14 protein-coding genes and 1 pseudogene are annotated in these 15,885 nt (G+C 72.7%); 7 read left to right on the top strand and 8 right to left on the bottom strand.

The annotated features are described in order from the left end of the window. The first annotated feature begins 38 nt into the window (after positions 1 to 38). From cobT to cobC, 3 genes are all read left to right on the top strand, one after another. Positions 39 to 1,106, top strand: coding sequence for a nicotinate-nucleotide--dimethylbenzimidazole phosphoribosyltransferase (cobT, locus tag CY652_RS20405; RefSeq protein WP_102132539.1), 1,068 nt, complete (start codon positions 39 to 41; stop codon positions 1,104 to 1,106). Between the two features lie 162 nt (positions 1,107 to 1,268). Continuing rightward, positions 1,269 to 2,054: an adenosylcobinamide-GDP ribazoletransferase gene (locus CY652_RS20400; RefSeq protein WP_102132538.1), complete on the top strand. Its 786-nt coding sequence runs from the start codon at positions 1,269 to 1,271 to the stop codon at positions 2,052 to 2,054. Next, positions 2,039 to 2,665, top strand: a complete 627-nt coding sequence (gene cobC, locus CY652_RS20395; RefSeq protein ID WP_102132537.1) for an alpha-ribazole phosphatase family protein — start codon at positions 2,039 to 2,041, stop codon at positions 2,663 to 2,665. Before CY652_RS20400 ends, cobC begins: the two co-directional genes overlap by 16 nt. Positions 2,666 to 2,674: 9 nt before the next feature. On the opposite strand, the gene CY652_RS20390 is transcribed toward cobC, so the two are convergent. From CY652_RS20390 to cobU, 4 genes are read right to left on the bottom strand one after another with little or no spacing between them, the layout of a single operon-like run. Next, positions 2,675 to 3,589, bottom strand: a complete 915-nt coding sequence (locus CY652_RS20390; protein WP_102132604.1) for a cobalamin-binding protein — start codon at positions 3,587 to 3,589, stop codon at positions 2,675 to 2,677. A gap of 47 nt (positions 3,590 to 3,636) precedes the next feature. After that, positions 3,637 to 4,740, bottom strand: coding sequence for a threonine-phosphate decarboxylase CobD (gene cobD / locus CY652_RS20385; RefSeq protein WP_102132536.1), 1,104 nt, complete (start codon positions 4,738 to 4,740; stop codon positions 3,637 to 3,639). Then, positions 4,733 to 5,677 carry an adenosylcobinamide-phosphate synthase CbiB gene (cbiB, locus tag CY652_RS20380; RefSeq protein WP_102132535.1) on the bottom strand — a complete coding sequence of 315 codons (945 nt, stop codon included), beginning with the start codon at positions 5,675 to 5,677 and terminating at the stop codon, positions 4,733 to 4,735. The genes cobD and cbiB overlap by 8 nt, the downstream gene beginning before the upstream one ends. After that, positions 5,674 to 6,219, bottom strand: a complete 546-nt coding sequence (gene cobU / locus CY652_RS20375) for a bifunctional adenosylcobinamide kinase/adenosylcobinamide-phosphate guanylyltransferase (protein ID WP_102132534.1) — start codon at positions 6,217 to 6,219, stop codon at positions 5,674 to 5,676. Before cobU ends, cbiB begins: the two co-directional genes overlap by 4 nt. 251 nt (positions 6,220 to 6,470) lie before the next feature. Here cobU and CY652_RS20370 point away from each other — a divergent pair, with 251 nt between their 5' ends. Further along, positions 6,471 to 8,036 (top strand): cobyric acid synthase, encoded by a 1,566-nt coding sequence (locus tag CY652_RS20370; protein ID WP_180970701.1) that lies wholly within the window; start codon positions 6,471 to 6,473, stop codon positions 8,034 to 8,036. A 382-nt stretch (positions 8,037 to 8,418) separates the two neighbouring features. After that, on the top strand, positions 8,419 to 9,045 hold the full coding sequence (locus tag CY652_RS20365) for a ParA family protein (RefSeq protein WP_102132533.1): 627 nt from the start codon (positions 8,419 to 8,421) through the stop codon (positions 9,043 to 9,045). 62 nt (positions 9,046 to 9,107) lie between these two features. Here the strand turns inward: CY652_RS20365 and panD are convergent, their stop codons facing one another. From panD to CY652_RS20345, 4 genes are all read right to left on the bottom strand, one after another. Then, positions 9,108 to 9,494, bottom strand: a complete 387-nt coding sequence (panD, locus tag CY652_RS20360) for an aspartate 1-decarboxylase (RefSeq protein ID WP_102132532.1) — start codon at positions 9,492 to 9,494, stop codon at positions 9,108 to 9,110. Between the two features lie 44 nt (positions 9,495 to 9,538). Further along, entirely contained in the window at positions 9,539 to 10,378 is an 840-nt protein-coding gene (gene panC, locus CY652_RS20355) for a pantoate--beta-alanine ligase (protein WP_102132531.1), read from the bottom strand. A gap of 158 nt (positions 10,379 to 10,536) precedes the next feature. After that, complete coding sequence (locus CY652_RS20350) at positions 10,537 to 11,406, bottom strand: segregation and condensation protein A (RefSeq protein WP_102132530.1); 870 nt, start codon at positions 11,404 to 11,406, stop codon at positions 10,537 to 10,539. After that, on the bottom strand, positions 11,406 to 11,591 hold the full coding sequence (locus tag CY652_RS20345; RefSeq protein ID WP_102132529.1) for a DUF3460 family protein: 186 nt from the start codon (positions 11,589 to 11,591) through the stop codon (positions 11,406 to 11,408). Before CY652_RS20345 ends, CY652_RS20350 begins: the two co-directional genes overlap by 1 nt. Positions 11,592 to 12,138: 547 nt before the next feature. Between CY652_RS20345 and CY652_RS20340 the strand changes: the two genes are divergently transcribed. Together CY652_RS20340 and CY652_RS20335 are read left to right on the top strand one after the other, a co-directional pair. Continuing rightward, positions 12,139 to 13,941: an autotransporter assembly complex protein TamA gene (locus tag CY652_RS20340; protein ID WP_102132602.1), complete on the top strand. Its 1,803-nt coding sequence runs from the start codon at positions 12,139 to 12,141 to the stop codon at positions 13,939 to 13,941. Positions 13,942 to 14,116: 175 nt separating this feature from the next. Beyond that, positions 14,117 to 15,885: pseudogene (locus CY652_RS20335) on the top strand (translocation/assembly module TamB domain-containing protein); the annotation flags it as partial.

Genomic DNA, 15,885 nt, shown 5'->3' with positions numbered 1-15,885 from the left:
CGAAAGCAGACCGAACGAACCTCATTCGAACACCTGACATGACGTCCTCCCTGTCCAGCCTCATCGCGGTCGATCCGCTCGACGCCTCGCTGCGTCCCACGCTGCAGCATCTGATCGATACGAAGACCAAGCCGCCCGGCAGCCTCGGCCAGCTCGAGACGCTGGCGCTGCAACTCGGACTGATCCAGCGCACCGTCCATCCGCGCGTCGAGCGCCCGGCGATGATCGTGTTCGCGGGCGACCACGGCGTGGCCGCCGAGGGCGTGAGCCCGTATCCGCAGGCCGTGACGGCGCAGATGGTCGCTAATTTCCTCGCCGGCGGCGCGGCGATCAACGCGTTGAGCGGCGTGGCCGGGCTCGCGCTCGAAGTGGTCGACGCGGGCGTGGCGGCCGAATTGCCGGCTTCGCCCGCGCTCGTCTCGATGCCGATCGCGCGCGGCACGCGCAACTTCGCCCGTGAACCCGCGATGACGCGCGACGAGGCCGTCATCGCGCTGCTGGCCGGCGCTTCGCGCGTGCACCATCACGCGGCGCTCGGCACCAACGTGATCGGCTTCGGCGAGATGGGCATCGCGAACACGTCGTCGGCCGCCTGCCTGATGAGCCGGCTCTGCGGCGTGCCGATCGGGGAGTGCGTCGGCCGCGGCACCGGGCTCGACGACGCGGGGCTCGCGAAAAAGCGCGACGTGCTGGCCGCGGCGCTCGCGCGGCACGTCGCGGCGCGCGAGCCGCTCGACGTGCTCGCGACCTTCGGCGGCTTCGAGATCGCGATGATGGCGGGGGCCTGTCTCGCGGCGGCCCAGGCGCGCATGACGATCGTCGTCGACGGCTTCATCGCGACGTCCGCGCTGCTCGTGGCCGACGCGCTCGCGCCGGCCGTGCGCGAATACTGCGTGTTCGCGCACGCGTCGAACGAGGCCGGGCACCGGCGCATGCTCGAACACTTCGGCGCGCGGGCGCTGCTCTCGCTCGATCTGCGGCTCGGCGAAGGCACGGGCGCGGCGCTCGCGGTGCCGCTCCTGCGGGCCGCCACCGCGTTCCTGAACGAAATGGCGAGCTTCGAATCGGCGGGCGTCGCGGATCGCGACGACGGGCGCGATGACTGACGGCGCGCGCGCCGGGCGCTCGGGCGGCGCGTCTTCCGGGCCGGAGGCGGGCGCGCGCTCCTCGCGCCGGTTGTCTCGCGTTCGGGCTGCATTCGCCGCGTCTGCCGGGCCTGCTGGGTTCGCCGTATCCGCCAGATCCGCCAGATCCGGCGCCCGCCCGTCATGAAACCGCTCGCGGAACTGCGCTATTTCTTCACGGCGCTCGGCTATTTCACGCGCGTGCCCGTGCCGCGCTGGGTCGGCTACGAGCCGCAGTGGCTCAGCGCGGCGGCCCGTTACTTTCCGCTCGTCGGCGTGCTCGTCGGCGCGCTGGGCGCGCTCGTCTATCTGGCCGCGCTGCGCGTGCTGCCGGCCGGCGTCGCGGTCCTGCTCTCGATGGCGGCGACGCTCGTCGCGACCGGCGCGTTTCACGAGGACGGCCTCGCGGACTGCTGCGACGCGTTCGGCGGCGCATGGCGACGCGAGGACGTGCTGCGCATCATGCACGACTCGCGCATCGGCGCGTTCGGCGCCGTCGGCCTCGTGCTCGCGCTGGCGCTGAAGTGGCAGACGCTGGCCGCGTTGCCGCCGCTGCGCGCGGCGGCGCTGATGATCGCCGGCCACGCGGCGAGCCGCGCCTGCGCGATCAGCTATCTCGTCACGCTCGACTACGTGCGCGACGAGGGCAAGGCGAAGCCCGTCGCGCGGCGCATGAGCCCCGGCGCCTGGGCGCTGGCCGGCGTCTTCGGCCTGCCCTGGCTTTTCTGGCCCACGGGGCTCGTCTGGTCCGCGCGGCCCGACTGGCGCTTCGGCGTTGTCTCGCTGGCGGTGCTGGCCGTGCTGCGCGTCGCGCTCGGCCGCTATTTCGCGCGTCGGCTCGGCGGCTATACGGGCGACTGCCTTGGTTTCGCGCAGCAGGTGTTCGAGCTGGCCGTCTATCTGCTGGGGCTTGCGTGGATCTCGTCCTGATCCGGCATCCGGCCGTCGCGGTGCCGGCCGGCGTCTGCTACGGGCGCAGCGAGGTGCCGTTGGCCGTCGATCCGCGCGACGCGGCGGCGACGCTGGCGGCGCGTCTCGAGGCGCTCGGCGTATCGGCCGCGGGGTTGCCCCGGCGGATCGAGACGAGCCCGCGGCAGCGCTGCGCGCGCGTGGCGGCCGCGCTGGCCGAACGCATCGCCTTGAGCGAAGGCGAGGGCGAGGCGGCGCGCGAGGACGCGCGGCTCGCCGAGATGGATTTCGGCGCCTGGGAGATGCGCCCGTGGGACGCGATCGGCCGCGCGCCGCTCTATGCCTGGGCGGCGGATTTTTACCATGCCCGCGAGCACGGCGGCGAGAGCGTCGCGCAGTTCGGCGCGCGCGTGCAGACCTGGTTCGACGGATTGCAGCGCGATCCGCAGCCGCCGATGCGCTGGGTCGTCACCCACGCCGGCGTGATCCGCGCCGTGACGGCCCAGGCGCTCGGCGTGCCGCTCGAACGCTGCGCGCGCTGGCCCGTCGATTTCGCTGGCATCGTCTGGCTGCGCCGCGAGCCGGAGCGGGCGCAGGGCGACGCCTGGACGCTCGTGCGCTGGAACGCCTGACTTACCTTGCTACCTTGCCGATGGGGCCGCCGCCGGGCGGCGCGCGCGGACCGTTTCCAGATCGCGGCACAGCAGCGCGGCGCCCTGCGCGATGCGCGGCGCGGGCCGGTCGAGCAGGTCGCCGTCGATGGCGAACAGGTTCCCGCGCGCGGCGGCGGTCAGCGTCGGCCAGGCGCGCCACCGGTCGAGCGCCGGCAGCGGCGCGTCCGGCGCCGTCGCGCCGGGAGCGGCCGTGACGATGACCTCCGGATTCGCGGCGAGCACGGCTTCGGCGGAGACGGTCGGTACGCTTTCTCGCAGCGTGCCGAACACGTTGCGGCCGCCGCACAGCGCGATGACGTTGCCGATCACGTTCGCGTCGTTGAGCGTCATCAGCGGCCGATCCCAGACCTCGTAGAACACGCTGACCGGCGGCCGGCCGGCGTAACGCGCGCGCAACTGCGCGATCTCGTGCCGGTAGGCGCCGGCGGCGGCATCGGCCGTGTTTTCGGTGCCGAGCAGGCGGCCGAGACGGATCAGCGAGGTCGCGACGTCGTCGAGCCGGCGCGGCTCGCTGGAAAAGAGCGGAATGTGCAGCGCGCGCAGCCGGTCGATCTGCTGCTGCGCGTTGCCGTGCGGCCAGACGACGATCAGGTCGGGCTTCAGCGCGACGATGCGTTCGAGGTCGAGCGCGCGGTAGCTGCCGACGCGCGGTACGGTTTTCGCCTGCGGCGGGTAATCGCTGTACGAGACCGCGCCGACGAGCCTCGCGCCGCCGCCGGCTGCGTAGAGGAGTTCGGTCGCGTGCGGCGCGAGGCTGACGACGCGCTGCGCCGGCGCGGCGAGCGTGACGGCGGCGCCGGTGTCGTCGGTGTCGTCGGTGACGGTGATGGCCGCGTATGCGTCGCGGCACCACGCGGCGGCGAGCAGACAGGCGCAGGTCATGACGATGGCGCCCGCGGTGCCCATGACGCGGGCGGCCGCGTTCGCCCTCATTGCCGGTCCGGCGAGAGCGCGCTGAGGCTGTGGGCGAGCGCCGTTTCGAACTGCCGCCATGCCGCTTCGGAGCCCGGCAGGCCGAAGCGCAGGCTCGCGGGCGTGGGGAACAGGCGGGTCCAGACCGCCCGTTGCGCGAGCGCCTGGTGCAGCATGTGCGCGCGCCGGTCGACGACCCAGGCGAAGAGCGGCGTCGCGCGCGGCGCGAAACCGTGGCGCTCCAGCAGCGCGACGAGCCGCGCGCCGTCGGCCGCGAGCCGCGCGCGCGTTTCGCGCTGCCAGGTTTGATCGCCGAGCGCGTGCGTCACCGCGTGGCGCGCCGGCCCGCTGACGGTCCAGGCGCCAAGCCGGCGGCGCAGCGCATCGAGCCGCGCCGGCTGCGCGAGCGCGAAGCCGCAGCGCGCGCCGGCCAGCCCGAAGAACTTGCCGGGCGAGCGCAGCACGACGAGCCCTTCGCGCCCCACGTGCTGCGCGACCGATACGGACGGCGGGTCGTCGAGCGCGTCCGCGAAGGCCTCGTCGACGATCAGCGTACCGCCGCGCGCCGCCAGTTGCGCGTGCCAGCCGAGCAGCCGTTCGGGCTCGACGCGCGTGGCCGTCGGATTGTTCGGATTGGCGACGACCGCATGCGTGACGTTCTCGGGCAGCGTCTCGAGCGTCGTATCGAGCGGCACGATGGGATGGCCCGCCTGCAGGAAGGCCGGCGCGTATTCGCCGTAGGTCAGCGCGGCGACGGCCGTGACGCCGGGCGCGAGCAGCGCCGGCAGCGCCCGGATCGCGGCCTGGCTGCCGGCGGTGGGCAGCACGTGCTGCGCGTCGGGCGCGCCGTAGTAGCGCGCGGCGCAGGCGGCGAGGCCGTCGCCGTCCTCGGGCAGGCGATGCCAGGCCGAGGCGGGCACGGGCGGCACCGGATAGCCGTGCGGATTGATGCCGGTCGAGAGGTCGAGCCAGGCGTCGAGGGCGATGCCGTAGCGCTGCGCGGCCTCGCGCAGGTTGCCGCCGTGCGCGATGGGGCCCGGGCCGCCGCTCGTGGCGTTCGTGCTGCTCGTGCCGCTCAGGCCGCTCAGGCCGCTCGCGTCGTGTCGCTTCGGTTCAGGCATGGCCGACCGCCGCGACGAGTAGCGCAAGCGCGAGCAGCACGGCGAGCCAGAGCGCCGTGGCGCGCTCGACGAGCCGCAAGGCCGCGTCCACGTGAACGGCGTCGGGCGAGACGCCGACGCCGAGCTGCGGGCGCGCTTCGAGCACGCCGTGATAGACCGCCGCGCCGCCGACGAGCACGTTCAGGCTGCCCGCGCCGGCGGCCATCACCGGTCCGGCGTTCGGGCTGTCCCAGCGCCGCGCCTGGTCGCGCCAGCAGCGCAGGGCGCTCGACGTGTCGCCGAGCAGGGCGTAGCTGGCCGCGGTGAGGCGCGCCGGAATCCAGTTCAGCACGTCGTCGATGCGCGCGGCGGCCCAGCCGAAGCGCAGGAAACGCGACGTCCGGTAGCCCCACATCGCGTCGAGCGTGTTGGCGAGGCGGAATGCGAGCGCGCCCGGACCGCCGGCGACGGCGAACCAGAATAGCGCGCCGAAGATCGCGTCGTTGCCGTTCTCGAGCGCCGATTCGACGGCCGCGCGCGCGAGCGCCGCCGCGTCGGCCGAGGCGGTGTCGCGCGAGACGATGCGCGAGGTCAGCCGGCGCGCCTCGGCCAGATTGCGCTGTGCGAGCGCGGCGCCGATCGGCGCGATGTGCTCGCGCAGGCTGCGCGCGCCGAGCGCGAACCAAAGCAGCGCGACGTGTAGCGCGGCCGCGAGCGGCAAGGGCAGGACGCGGACGAGCCAGGCGGCGACGAGCACGGGAGGCGCGACGGCCGCGAGCCAGGCGAGGAGCCCGACGGGGCGGCCGTGCCGGCCCGTGTTCAGGCGCGCTTCGAGACGTCCGGCGAGCCGGCCGAACGCGACGAGCGGATGGGCGCGGCGGGGTTCGCCGAAGATGCGGTCGAGCGCCACGGCGGCGACGGCGAGGAGGGCCGCGACGGGCAGCGTCAGCGTCGTCATGGCTGGCCGCCCTTGAGCGCGAGCGGCAGGCCGGCCACCATCAGCGTCGCGCGGTTCGCGAGCGCGGCCACGCGCTGGTTCAGGCCGCCGAGTTCGTCGACGAAGAGGCGCGTGGCCGCGCCGAGTGGCACCACGCCGAGGCCGATCTCGTTGCTGACGACGAGCACCGTGCCGGCCGCGCGGGCGCAGGCGGCCTCGAACGCGTCGAGCCGCGCGGCGTAGTCGGCGCGCGGCGGGCCGCCGTCGGACGGGCACAGCAGATTGGCGAGCCAGAGCGTCAGGCAGTCGATCAGCACGCAGCGGCCCGGAGCCGCGGCCGCGTCGAGCGCGCCGGCCAGGTCGACGCTTTCCTCGGCCAGCGCCCAGTGGGCGGGCCGGCGGGCGCGGTGCGCCTCGACGCGGGCGGAGAATTCGGCGTCGGCGACGCGCGCGGTGGCAATGTAGGTGACGGGCAACCCGCTTGCGCTGGCGAGCCGTTCGGCGTGCGCGCTCTTGCCCGAGCGCGCGCCGCCGACGATGAAGGTGAGGTCGCGCGGAATCATCGCGTGATTGTACCCGGCGCGTACCAGGCGCAGCGCGCGGCGGGGGGACCGATGGGATAATGCGGGCGGCGTCGCTGGCGTTGACTGGTGACGCCGGAGTGGCCAGAGCGGCTGGTGTCGGGCGCGGCCTTGCCCTGGCGTCGTCCAGGCCTTGTTCCGGTCTGGGCCTTGCCCCTCTTGCCCTGGTTTTGTCCCGGCGCCGTCCGGACCGGCCGTGGCCGCCGGTTCTTCCCGTTTCCCCCTGTTAGCCGATGACCGCTCCGAATTTCCCCGATCTGCGCGTGCCGCGCGGCACCCTGATGATCCAGGGCACGACGTCCGACGCGGGCAAGAGCACGCTCGTCGCTGGCCTGTGCCGGCTCGCGCGCCGCGCCGGCGCGCGCGTGGCGCCGTTCAAGCCGCAGAACATGGCGCTCAACAGCGCGGTGACGGCCGACGGCGGCGAGATCGGCCGCGCCCAGGCGCTGCAGGCGCTCGCCGCCGGCATCGAGGCCCATACCGACCTGAACCCGGTGCTGCTCAAGCCGACGAGCGACCGCGGCGCCCAGGTGATCGTGAACGGCAAGGCGCGCATGACCCTCGACGCGCGGGCCTACCAGGACTACAAGCCGCTCGCGCGCGAAGCCGTGCTGGCCGCCTACGCCCGGCTGCGCGGGCGCTATGACACGATCTTCGTCGAAGGCGCCGGCAGTCCCGCCGAAATCAATCTGCGCGCGAACGACATCGCGAACATGGGCTTCGCCGAGGCCGTGGACTGCCCGGTGCTGCTCGTCGCCGACATCGACCGCGGCGGCGTGTTCGCGCATCTGGTCGGCACGCTCGAATGCCTGTCGGAAAGCGAGCGCGCGCGCGTGCGCGGCTTCGTCATCAACCGCTTTCGCGGCGACCCGGCGTTGCTGCGGCCGGGCCTCGACTGGCTCGAGACCCGCACCGGCAAGCCCGTGCTCGGCGTCGTGCCGTATCTGCACGGACTCACGCTCGACGCCGAGGACATGCTGCCGCGCGTCGCGCACAGCGGCGCCGAGGAGGGCGCCCAGACGCTGCGCGTGATCGTGCCCGCGCTGCCGCGCATCAGCAATCACACCGATTTCGACGCGCTGCGCGCCCATCCGCAGGTCGATTTCCGCTACGTGCCGGCGGGCAGTCCGCCGCCGGCCGCCGATCTCGTGATCCTGCCGGGCTCGAAGAACGTGCGCGACGACCTGGCCTGGCTGCGCGAGCAGGGCTGGGAGGCGGCGCTCGCGCGGCATCTGCGCTACGGCGGACGCGTGATCGGCGTCTGCGGCGGGCTGCAGATGCTCGGGCGCGAGGTGGCCGACCCGCACGGCGTGGAGGGGCCGCCAGGCGCGACGGCGGGCCTCGGCTGGCTCGACTGTTCGACCGTGCTGACGCGCGAGAAGACGCTCGAGAACGTGACGGGCACGCTCGCGCTCGACGGTGCGCCCGAGGTGGCCGGCTACGAGATTCACATGGGCGAGACGCGCGGGCCGGCGCTGGCGCGGCCCGCGCTGTGGCTCGCCGGGCGCGGGAACGGCGGGAACGGGGCGGCCGGCGAGGGCGGTAATGCCGACGGCGAAAGCGGCGACGGACGCGGGCGCCCGGACGGCGCGCAGTCCGCCGATGGCCAGATTCTCGCGACCTACGTGCACGGCCTTTTCGACACGCCGCGCGCCTGCGCCGCGCTGCTCGAATGGGCCGGGCTCGCTGCGGCCCGGCCGCTCGACTACCCGGCGCTGCGCGAGGCCTCGCTCGACCGGCTCGCGGATACGCTGGCGGAGCATCTGGACCTTGCGCGCGTGTTCGGCGCGATTAGCTGAGCCGCGCGTGCCCGCCTGCCGGTCGGGCGCGCCGCTCGTCGTCGCGAGACCGGCGCCGGGTACGACCTGTCGCACTGTCGGACGGCCGATCCGACGCTCCGGTGTACGAACCATGCCGGGTTGGGGCGGCGGCGGGCAGGCGCCGCCCGGCGGGCCCGAAGCGCGCGGGGCGCCGCCGGGCGCCGCGTGCTTCGGGCGACGACCGGGGCTGGCCGGTCGGCCTTTCCGGCCCCCGGGATAACCCGTCCGGCAAGACTGAATACTTCGGCCCGGGCCGATTTGCCGATATTATCGGCGGGAGGGTCAAAACGCCTCGCCGGGCGGACCCGGGGCAACGACAAACCGGCCGGCCTGCGCGCCGGCCTTTCAGACGGGAGCATTCATGACGGTGATCGTGGTGGCGAACCCCAAGGGCGGCGTCGGCAAGAGCACGCTGTCCACCAATCTGGCCGGCTATTTCGCCGCGCAGGGCGAATGGGTCGCCCTCGCCGACCTCGACCGGCAGCAGTCCGCGCACGCATGGCTGGACCTGCGGCCGGCGACGCTGCCGCCCATCGAGGCCTGGCAGGTCGATTTCGACGCGCCGGCGCGGCCGCCGCGGGGGCTCGAGCGCGCGATCGTCGATACGCCCGCGGGGCTGCACGGCAACCGCCTCGGCGTGGTGCTGGAGCTGGCCGACCGCGTGATCGTGCCGCTGCAGCCGTCGATGTTCGACATCCTCGCGACCCAGGACTTCCTCGACCGTCTCGCGAAGGAGAAGGCCGTGCGCAAGGGCGAGATCGAGGTCGGCGTGGTGGGGATGCGCGTCGACGCGCGCACGCGTTCGGCCGACCAGCTCCAGCGTTTCGTCGAGGGCCTCAAGCTGCCCGTGCTCGGCTATCTGCGCGACACGCAGAACTACGTGCAGCTCGCCGCGCACGGCCTCACGCTCTGGGACGTCGCGAAAAGCCGCGTCGAGAAGGATCTGGAGCAGTGGCAGCCCATCGTCGAATGGGCGACCGGCAAGTAGGCGGGACGAAGGGATCCGAAGCGGGGCGAAACGGGACGCAGCACGGGCGCGGGGCCGCGCCCTCAGCTCCAGCTTTGCACGGGCACGTGGTCGCGGCTGCCCTTCACGCGGTTGTTTTCGTCGACGAACACGAGGCTCGGCTTCCAGCCGGCCGCGAGTTCGGCCTCCTCGACGTGGGCGAACGCCGCGATGATGACGAGGTCGCCCAGTTGCGCGCGCCGCGCCGCCGAGCCGTTCAGCGAGATCATGCCGCTGCCGCGCTCGCCCTTGATCGCATAGGTCGAGAAACGCTCGCCGTTGTTGATGTTCCAGACGTCGATCCGCTCGTTCTCGACGATGTTCGCCGCGTCCAGCAGGTCCTCGTCGATGGCGCACGAACCCTCGTAATGCAGTTCGCAGTGCGTGACGACCGCCCGGTGAATCTTCGATTTGAGCATGTGGCGTTGCATGGGCAGGCTCCCGGCGCGTCGCGCGCCATCGCGGTGGGCGGCGGTCAGATTTCGAGGTTGTCGATGAGGCGCGTCGCGCCGAGCTTCGCGGCGGCGAGCACGACGAGCGGCGCGTCGGCGTCGGTGTCGTCGGCGTGCGGCGGCAGCAGGTTCTCGCGCTTGCGGATCGCGATGTAGTCGGGCTTCCAGCCGCGCGCGGCGAGCGTCGCCATGGCGTCGAGCTCGAGCTGAGCGTAGTCGCGCCGGCCCGCGAGCACCGATTCGCGCACGGTGTGCAGCACGGCGGCGAGCTGCGGCGCCTCGGCGCGCTCGGCGTCCGCCAGATAGCGGTTGCGCGAGCTGAGCGCGAGCCCGTCGGCGTCGCGCACGGTCTCGGCCGCGACGATGTCGGTCGGCAGCGCGAACTGCTGGCACATCGCGCGCACGATCATCAACTGCTGGTAGTCCTTCTTGCCGAACACGGCCACGCGCGGCTGCACGCACGACATCAGCTTCATCACCACGGTGCAGACGCCCTCGAAGAAGCCGGGACGGAATTCGCCCTCCAGGATGTCGCCGAGGTCGTGCGGCGGGCGCACGCGGTAGGACTGCGGGACCGGGTACATGTCGCGCTCGGTCGGCGCGAACAGCACGTAGACGTTCTCGCGCTGGAGCTTGTCGATGTCGTCCTGGAGCGTGCGCGGATACTTGTCGAAGTCCTCGTTCGGGCCGAACTGGAGCCGGTTGACGAAGATGCTCGCGACGACCGGGTCGCCGTGCTGGCGGGCGAGCCGCATCAGCGAGAGGTGGCCTTCGTGCAGGCTGCCCATGGTCGGCACGAATGCCGTGCGGTTCTGGCCGCGAAGCTGGTCGCGCAGCTCCTGGATCGAACTGATGACTTTCATGATGGAATGCGTTAAGCCTCGCGCAGTGCGGGACGGGGTTGCCGCAACCCGCATGCGGGATTGCGCTCGGCGCCTCTCCCGGCCCGTCGGGCGGGGTGAGCGCGGGCGATTGTAGTGGATTTGCGCGCCGCGCGCAGCCAGGGCGGGTGCTGCGGCGCTCAGGCCGGCAGGTACGCGAGCCGCACGTAGATCGGCGCGAACGGCTCGGGCTGGGTGATCTCGATCAGCGATTCGCGCGCGAGCTCGAGCATGGCGATGAAGTTCACGACGACGACGGGCACGCCGCGGCTCACGTCGAAGAGTTCGCAGAACTCCATGAAGCGCGCGTTCTGGAGCCGGCGCAGGATGACGCTCATGTGCTCGCGTACCGAGAGCTCCTCGCGCGAGATCCGGTGGTGCTGGACCAGCTTCGCGCGCTTGACCACGTCGGCCCAGGCCGTGCGCAGATCGTCGCCGTTCACGTCCGGGAAGCGCGGCGAGAGGCTCTGCTCGATGTACACCTGGGCGCGCAGGAAGTCGCGGCCCAGTTGCGGCAGATGGTCGAGGCGCTGCGCGGCGAGCTTTATCTGCTCGTATTCGAGCAGGCGCCGCACGAGCTCCGCGCGCGGGTCCTCGGCTTCCTCGCCCGTGTCGGCCTTCCTGACGGGCAGCAGCATGCGCGACTTGATCTCGATGAGCATCGCGGCCATCAGCAGGTACTCGGCGGCGAGCTCGAGGTTCGTGTGGCGCAATTGCTCGACGTAGCCCAGATACTGCGTCGTGACCTCGGCCATCGGAATGTCGAGCACGTTGAAGTTCTGCTTGCGGATCAGGTAGAGCAGCAGGTCGAGCGGGCCTTCGAAGGTCTCGAGGAACACCTCGAGCGCGTCGGGCGGGATGTAGAGGTCCTGCGGCAGCTTGAAGAGCGGCTCGCCGTACAGGCGCGCGAACGCGACGCCGTCGACCGTGTCGGGCGTCGAGTCGGTGGCGGGCGCGGTGAGCGCGTCGTCCGGCCTGGGCGAAGTGCCGGCTCCCTCGGCTGCGGTCATCAGAAGTTCTGGTAGTAGACGTAGGGCGTCTGTCCGACGCGCGAGGCCTGCTGCCGCGCGCGCTCGTCGAGATCGATCGGCTGCTTGTCCCAGAGCAGCGCGCGGCCGCGCCGCTGTTCTTCCTCGAGGCTGGGCTTCTGCTGCTTCAACTGGTTCAGGAATTGCGTGATGTCCGATTGGTACATGGTCGAGGTCCGTTCGAAGTAGCGTGCCGGCGGGGCGGCCGCGGTTGATGGGGCCGCCCGGTTTTCCGGGTCTGCCGGGGCCGGGTTGCGGGCCGGGTTGCGCGACGCAGCCGATTTTACCGCAAGCGCCGCGGCGCAGAACGCCGGTCCGGCGGCGGGAGGCGGGCCGGGCCGGACGAGGCGGCGGGGTCGGCGGGGTCGGCGGGGGCGATCCGGGGCCGGCGATCGCGCGAAACAGGGCGGTCGTATGGTCAAATAACCCATTTGTGCCCGTCCCGAAAGCCTGTTCGAAGGTGTCGCGCGGGCGCCTTGCAACCCCGTCTCACGACGGCCGGAGGTCTGTTTGGCAGTAAGGTCGATCGAACCGTTGCGCCGGCGGCCGCGCCGCGCGGCCGGCAGCCGGCGGCGCGTGCGCGGTCTCGTTCCGTCCGGTTCGGGCGACGTCGCGGCCGCCGGCCAGGCGGCGGGATGGCGCAGCGCTTGGGTGGACCGATCGGGCGCCGGATGGGCAGCGGGGTTCGGGCGGCCCCTGGCGATCTGGCTGGCCATGCGGGTTTCGACGGTCTCGAAGATCCTGAAGGTCTCGAAAATCCCGCCGCCGCCGCGCTCCGCCGCGCTCGTGCGGCTCTTCGTGCTCGCCGCGCTCGCGCTCTGGGCCGGCAGCGCTGCCGCCGCCGCCGCGTACACGGTCGACATCCACGCGTCGCCGCGCTCGTTGCGCAAGCTGCTGGAGGCGCATCTCGACATCGCCCGCTTCGCGAAACGCAACGACATCACCGACGACCAGTTCGGCTTTCTCGTTACCGCCACGCCCCAGCAGACGCGCGACCTCGCCGCGACCGACGGTTATTTCTCGCCCGTCGTGACGACCGACGTGCGCACGGTCGCCGGCAAGAAGCGCGTGAGCGTCAGCGTCGACCCGGGGCCGCGCACCACGATCTCGTCGGTGACGCTGAACTTCACGGGCCCGGTGGGTACCGAAGACCCCGCGCAGGAGACGGCCACGCGCCTCGCCTTCTCGCTGCACGCGGGCGAGCCGTTCACGCAGCCGGGCTGGAGCGACGCGAAGAGCGCGGCGCTCAAGGCGCTGCAGGCGCGCCGCTACCTCGGCGCGCGGATTTCGCAGTCGCAGGCGCGCATCGACCCGCGCACGCACGACGCGCAGCTCTCGGTCACGTTCGACAGCGGGCCGACCTTCACGATCGGGTCGCTCGACGTGTCCGGCACGCGCCGCTATTCGCCGGCCATCGCGACGCACGTGAACCCGCTGTCGCCTGGCGAGGTCTACGACGTACAGCGCATCGCCGAGCTGCAGCGGCAACTGCAGAACACGCCGTACTATGCGAGCGTCGCGATCGACGTCGACGACAGCACGGCGAAGCCCCTCCTGACCCCGGTTCACGTGAGAGTGAGCGAATATCCGTACAACAATTTTCGCGGCGGCGTCGGCTATTCGAGCGACACCGGCGCGCACGTGCAGGGTTCGTACTCGTACCTCGACACCTTCGGCAGCAACTGGCCGTTCCAGGTGCAGGGGCGGCTCGACCAGATCCAGCAGTACGGCCAGGTCCAGCTTTCGATGCCGCCGGGCCCGGGCGCGTGGACCAACAGCGCGCTCGCGTCGTACACGACCACCGACGTGTCGGATACGCACATCTACAGCGTGCGCGCCGGCCTGCAGCGCTCGCGCACGTCGCAGTACATCGACTATTCGTATTCGGTTCTCTTCTACGAGGACCGGCTGACGCAGAACGTCGGGCCGCCGACCACGAGCCGCGCGCTGGTGCCGTCGTGGTCGTGGACGCGGCGCAACGTCGACGATCCGCTGTTTCCGCGCTCGGGCAACCTGATCCACGTCGAGGCGGGCTTCGCGGTGAAGGGCCTGCTGACCGACCAGACCTTCATGCGCGGCTACATGCGCGGGCAGCAGTACGTGCCGATCGGGCGCAACGACCTCGTGCTCTTTCGCGCCGAGCTCGGCGGCGTGTTCACGGGCGGCAGCGCGGCCGGCGTGCCGGCGTCGCTGCTCTTTCGCGCGGGCGGCTCGAACTCGGTGCGCGGCTACGGGTTCGAAACCATCGGCGACAACGTGGACGGCTCGGTGCTGCCGGCCAAGTATCTCGTCACCGGATCGACCGAATACCAGCACTGGTTCAGTCGCGACTGGGGCGCGGCGGTGTTCTTCGACATCGGCACGGCGACCGACACCTGGGGCGACAAGGTGTTCTACCAGGGCGTGGGCGTCGGCGCGCGCTGGCGCAGCCCCGTCGGGCCGGTGAACCTCGACCTCGCGTACGGCCTGCGCAACCACGACATCCGGCCGTACCTCACGCTAGGGATCGCTTTCTGATGGATGCGCGCGCCGGGTTCCGTTCCGCTTCGCGTCTGCCGGCGCGGTCGAGTGCCGCGAAAGCGGGCGCTGCTCCGGTCGGTTCGGCGCGATCCTTTTCGGTTTGCCCGGCTGCGTGGCCAGCGCGATCGGCCGGGTCCGTTTGCTTCGCGCCGCGCGTCGGCGCGCCGACCGCATGAACGCGCCGACGCCCGGGACGCCCGCTCCGCCGGACGACACGCACCGCATGCCGTCCGGCGACGGCGCGGGCCGCCCGCCCGCCGCGCCGCCGCCGCGCCGCCGTTGGCGGCCGTGGAAGGCGCTGATCTGGCTCGTCGGCGTGCCGGTGCTGCTGGTCGCGATCGTCGCGGGTCTGCTCTACGGCGCCGCGACGACCGAGCGCGGCACCGGCTACGTCTGGCGGGCCGCCGTCGCCGTGCTCGGCGGGCGGCTCGCCGGGCATTTCGACGGCGGCACGCTCGCGACGGGCGTGCGCCTGCGCGACCTCGCCTGGCACGGCGGCGACGGCACCTCGGCCGCGCTCGACCGGGTGGACGGGCAGTGGTCGTTGCAGCGGCCGGGCAGCGGCAAGCCCTGGCGTTTCGTCGTCGATTACCTGCATCTCGGCGACGTCGAACTGCGGATCGTGCCGTCGGGCACGCCGTCCTCGCCCGCGACGCTGCCGCACGACCTGCGCGTGCCGCTCGCGTTCGACCTGCGCGACCTGCGCGTCGAGCGACTGCGGCTGCGCGAAGGGGCGTCGACGACCGTGTTCTCGCGCTTCGTCTTTCGCGCGAGCAGCGACGGCCGGCATCACGAGGCCGCCGTCGAGCGGCTCGACACGCCGTACGGCGCCGTGAGCGCGCACGTCGCGCTCGACGGCGTGCGGCCGTTTCCGCTCACGGGCGACTTCGGCTACGCGGGCAAGGTCAGCCACGAGGACGTCGAGGTGAACGGCCATCTCGGCGGCTCGCTGGAGGCGCTGGTCGCGCAGGTCGAGGCGAGCGGGATGAAGCTGACGGGCCGCGCGCGGATCGAGGCGACGCCGTTCGCCGCCGTGCCGCTGCGCAGCGTGACGCTGGCGTTCGATCACGTGAATCCCCAGGCGTTCGCGCCCGGCGCGCCGTTCGCCGACCTGACCGTGCGGGCGCAGTTGCGGCCCGCGCAGCGGCCGCCGGCTCAGGCCGCGGCGAGCGCGGTTGGCGGGACGGCGGCGCGTGGCGCCGCCAGTAGTCTGGCAGGCACAGGATCGGCCGTGCCGGCCGCGAGCGCAGGCACGGCGGGACCGGCTGGCGCGTCGGCGTCCATAGCGGCCTCTGCGTCCGCCTCCGCCTCCGCCGCGCCGCATACCGCGCCCGGTGGCTTCGCCGTGGCCGGCACGGTATCGGTCGTCAACGCGAAGCCCGGCGCGATCGACGCGAACCTGCTGCCGCTCGTCGACGCCCATGCCGACGTGGCGCTCGACGCGACGACGCAGCGCATCGCGAACCTGAGCGTGCGGTTCGTGAAGGACGCCACGCTGACGGGCGGCGGCACGCTGAGCGGCCGGCACGGCCGGTTCGACCTGAATGTCGCCGGGCTGGACCTGAACGCTCTCGATTCGCGCGTGCGCGCGACCGACCTGGCCGGACCGATCGACATTCGCCTCGACGACGACGTCCAGCGCGTCGCGCTCGATCTCGCCGATCCGAAGGCCGCGCTGCGCGCCCAGGGCCGCGTGACGCTCGACCCCGCGCGGCTCAGTTTCGACGACGTGCGCGTGAGCGCCGGCGCGGGCAGCATCGATCTGGCCGGAGCCGTCGGGCACGACGCGAACTCGACCTACACGCTGAAGGCGACGCTGACCGACTTCGATCCGATGTTGCTGGCCTCGCCGACGGCGGCGCGCGGCGCGGCCGGCCAGCCGCGCGCCGCGGCAACCGCGCCGGGGCGGCGGGCCGCGTCGGCGCGTACGGCCCCCGCGTC

The organism is Burkholderia sp. WAC0059 (assembly GCF_002870125.1).
Taxonomy (GTDB): domain Bacteria; phylum Pseudomonadota; class Gammaproteobacteria; order Burkholderiales; family Burkholderiaceae; genus Paraburkholderia.
Note: the sequence above shows the minus strand (reverse complement) of the source record. Positions and strands in the feature narration are given on the sequence as shown.

Bases quoted from the DNA above. Each gene is read 5' to 3' on its own strand.
- cobT (WP_102132539.1), top strand. From the start codon at position 39: ATGACGTCCTCCCTGTCCAGCCTCATCGCGGTCGATCCGCTCGACGCC.
- CY652_RS20400 (WP_102132538.1), top strand. From the start codon at position 1,269: ATGAAACCGCTCGCGGAACTGCGCTATTTCTTCACGGCGCTCGGCTAT.
- CY652_RS20390 (WP_102132604.1), bottom strand. From the start codon at position 3,589: ATGACCTGCGCCTGTCTGCTCGCCGCCGCGTGGTGCCGCGACGCATAC.
- cobD (WP_102132536.1), bottom strand. From the start codon at position 4,740: ATGCCTGAACCGAAGCGACACGACGCGAGCGGCCTGAGCGGCCTGAGC.
- cbiB (WP_102132535.1), bottom strand. From the start codon at position 5,677: ATGACGACGCTGACGCTGCCCGTCGCGGCCCTCCTCGCCGTCGCCGCC.
- cobU (WP_102132534.1), bottom strand. From the start codon at position 6,219: ATGATTCCGCGCGACCTCACCTTCATCGTCGGCGGCGCGCGCTCGGGC.
- CY652_RS20370 (WP_180970701.1), top strand. From the start codon at position 6,471: ATGACCGCTCCGAATTTCCCCGATCTGCGCGTGCCGCGCGGCACCCTG.
- CY652_RS20365 (WP_102132533.1), top strand. From the start codon at position 8,419: ATGACGGTGATCGTGGTGGCGAACCCCAAGGGCGGCGTCGGCAAGAGC.
- panD (WP_102132532.1), bottom strand. From the start codon at position 9,494: ATGCAACGCCACATGCTCAAATCGAAGATTCACCGGGCGGTCGTCACG.
- panC (WP_102132531.1), bottom strand. From the start codon at position 10,378: ATGAAAGTCATCAGTTCGATCCAGGAGCTGCGCGACCAGCTTCGCGGC.
- CY652_RS20350 (WP_102132530.1), bottom strand. From the start codon at position 11,406: ATGACCGCAGCCGAGGGAGCCGGCACTTCGCCCAGGCCGGACGACGCG.
- CY652_RS20345 (WP_102132529.1), bottom strand. From the start codon at position 11,591: ATGTACCAATCGGACATCACGCAATTCCTGAACCAGTTGAAGCAGCAG.
- CY652_RS20340 (WP_102132602.1), top strand. From the start codon at position 12,139: ATGCGGGTTTCGACGGTCTCGAAGATCCTGAAGGTCTCGAAAATCCCG.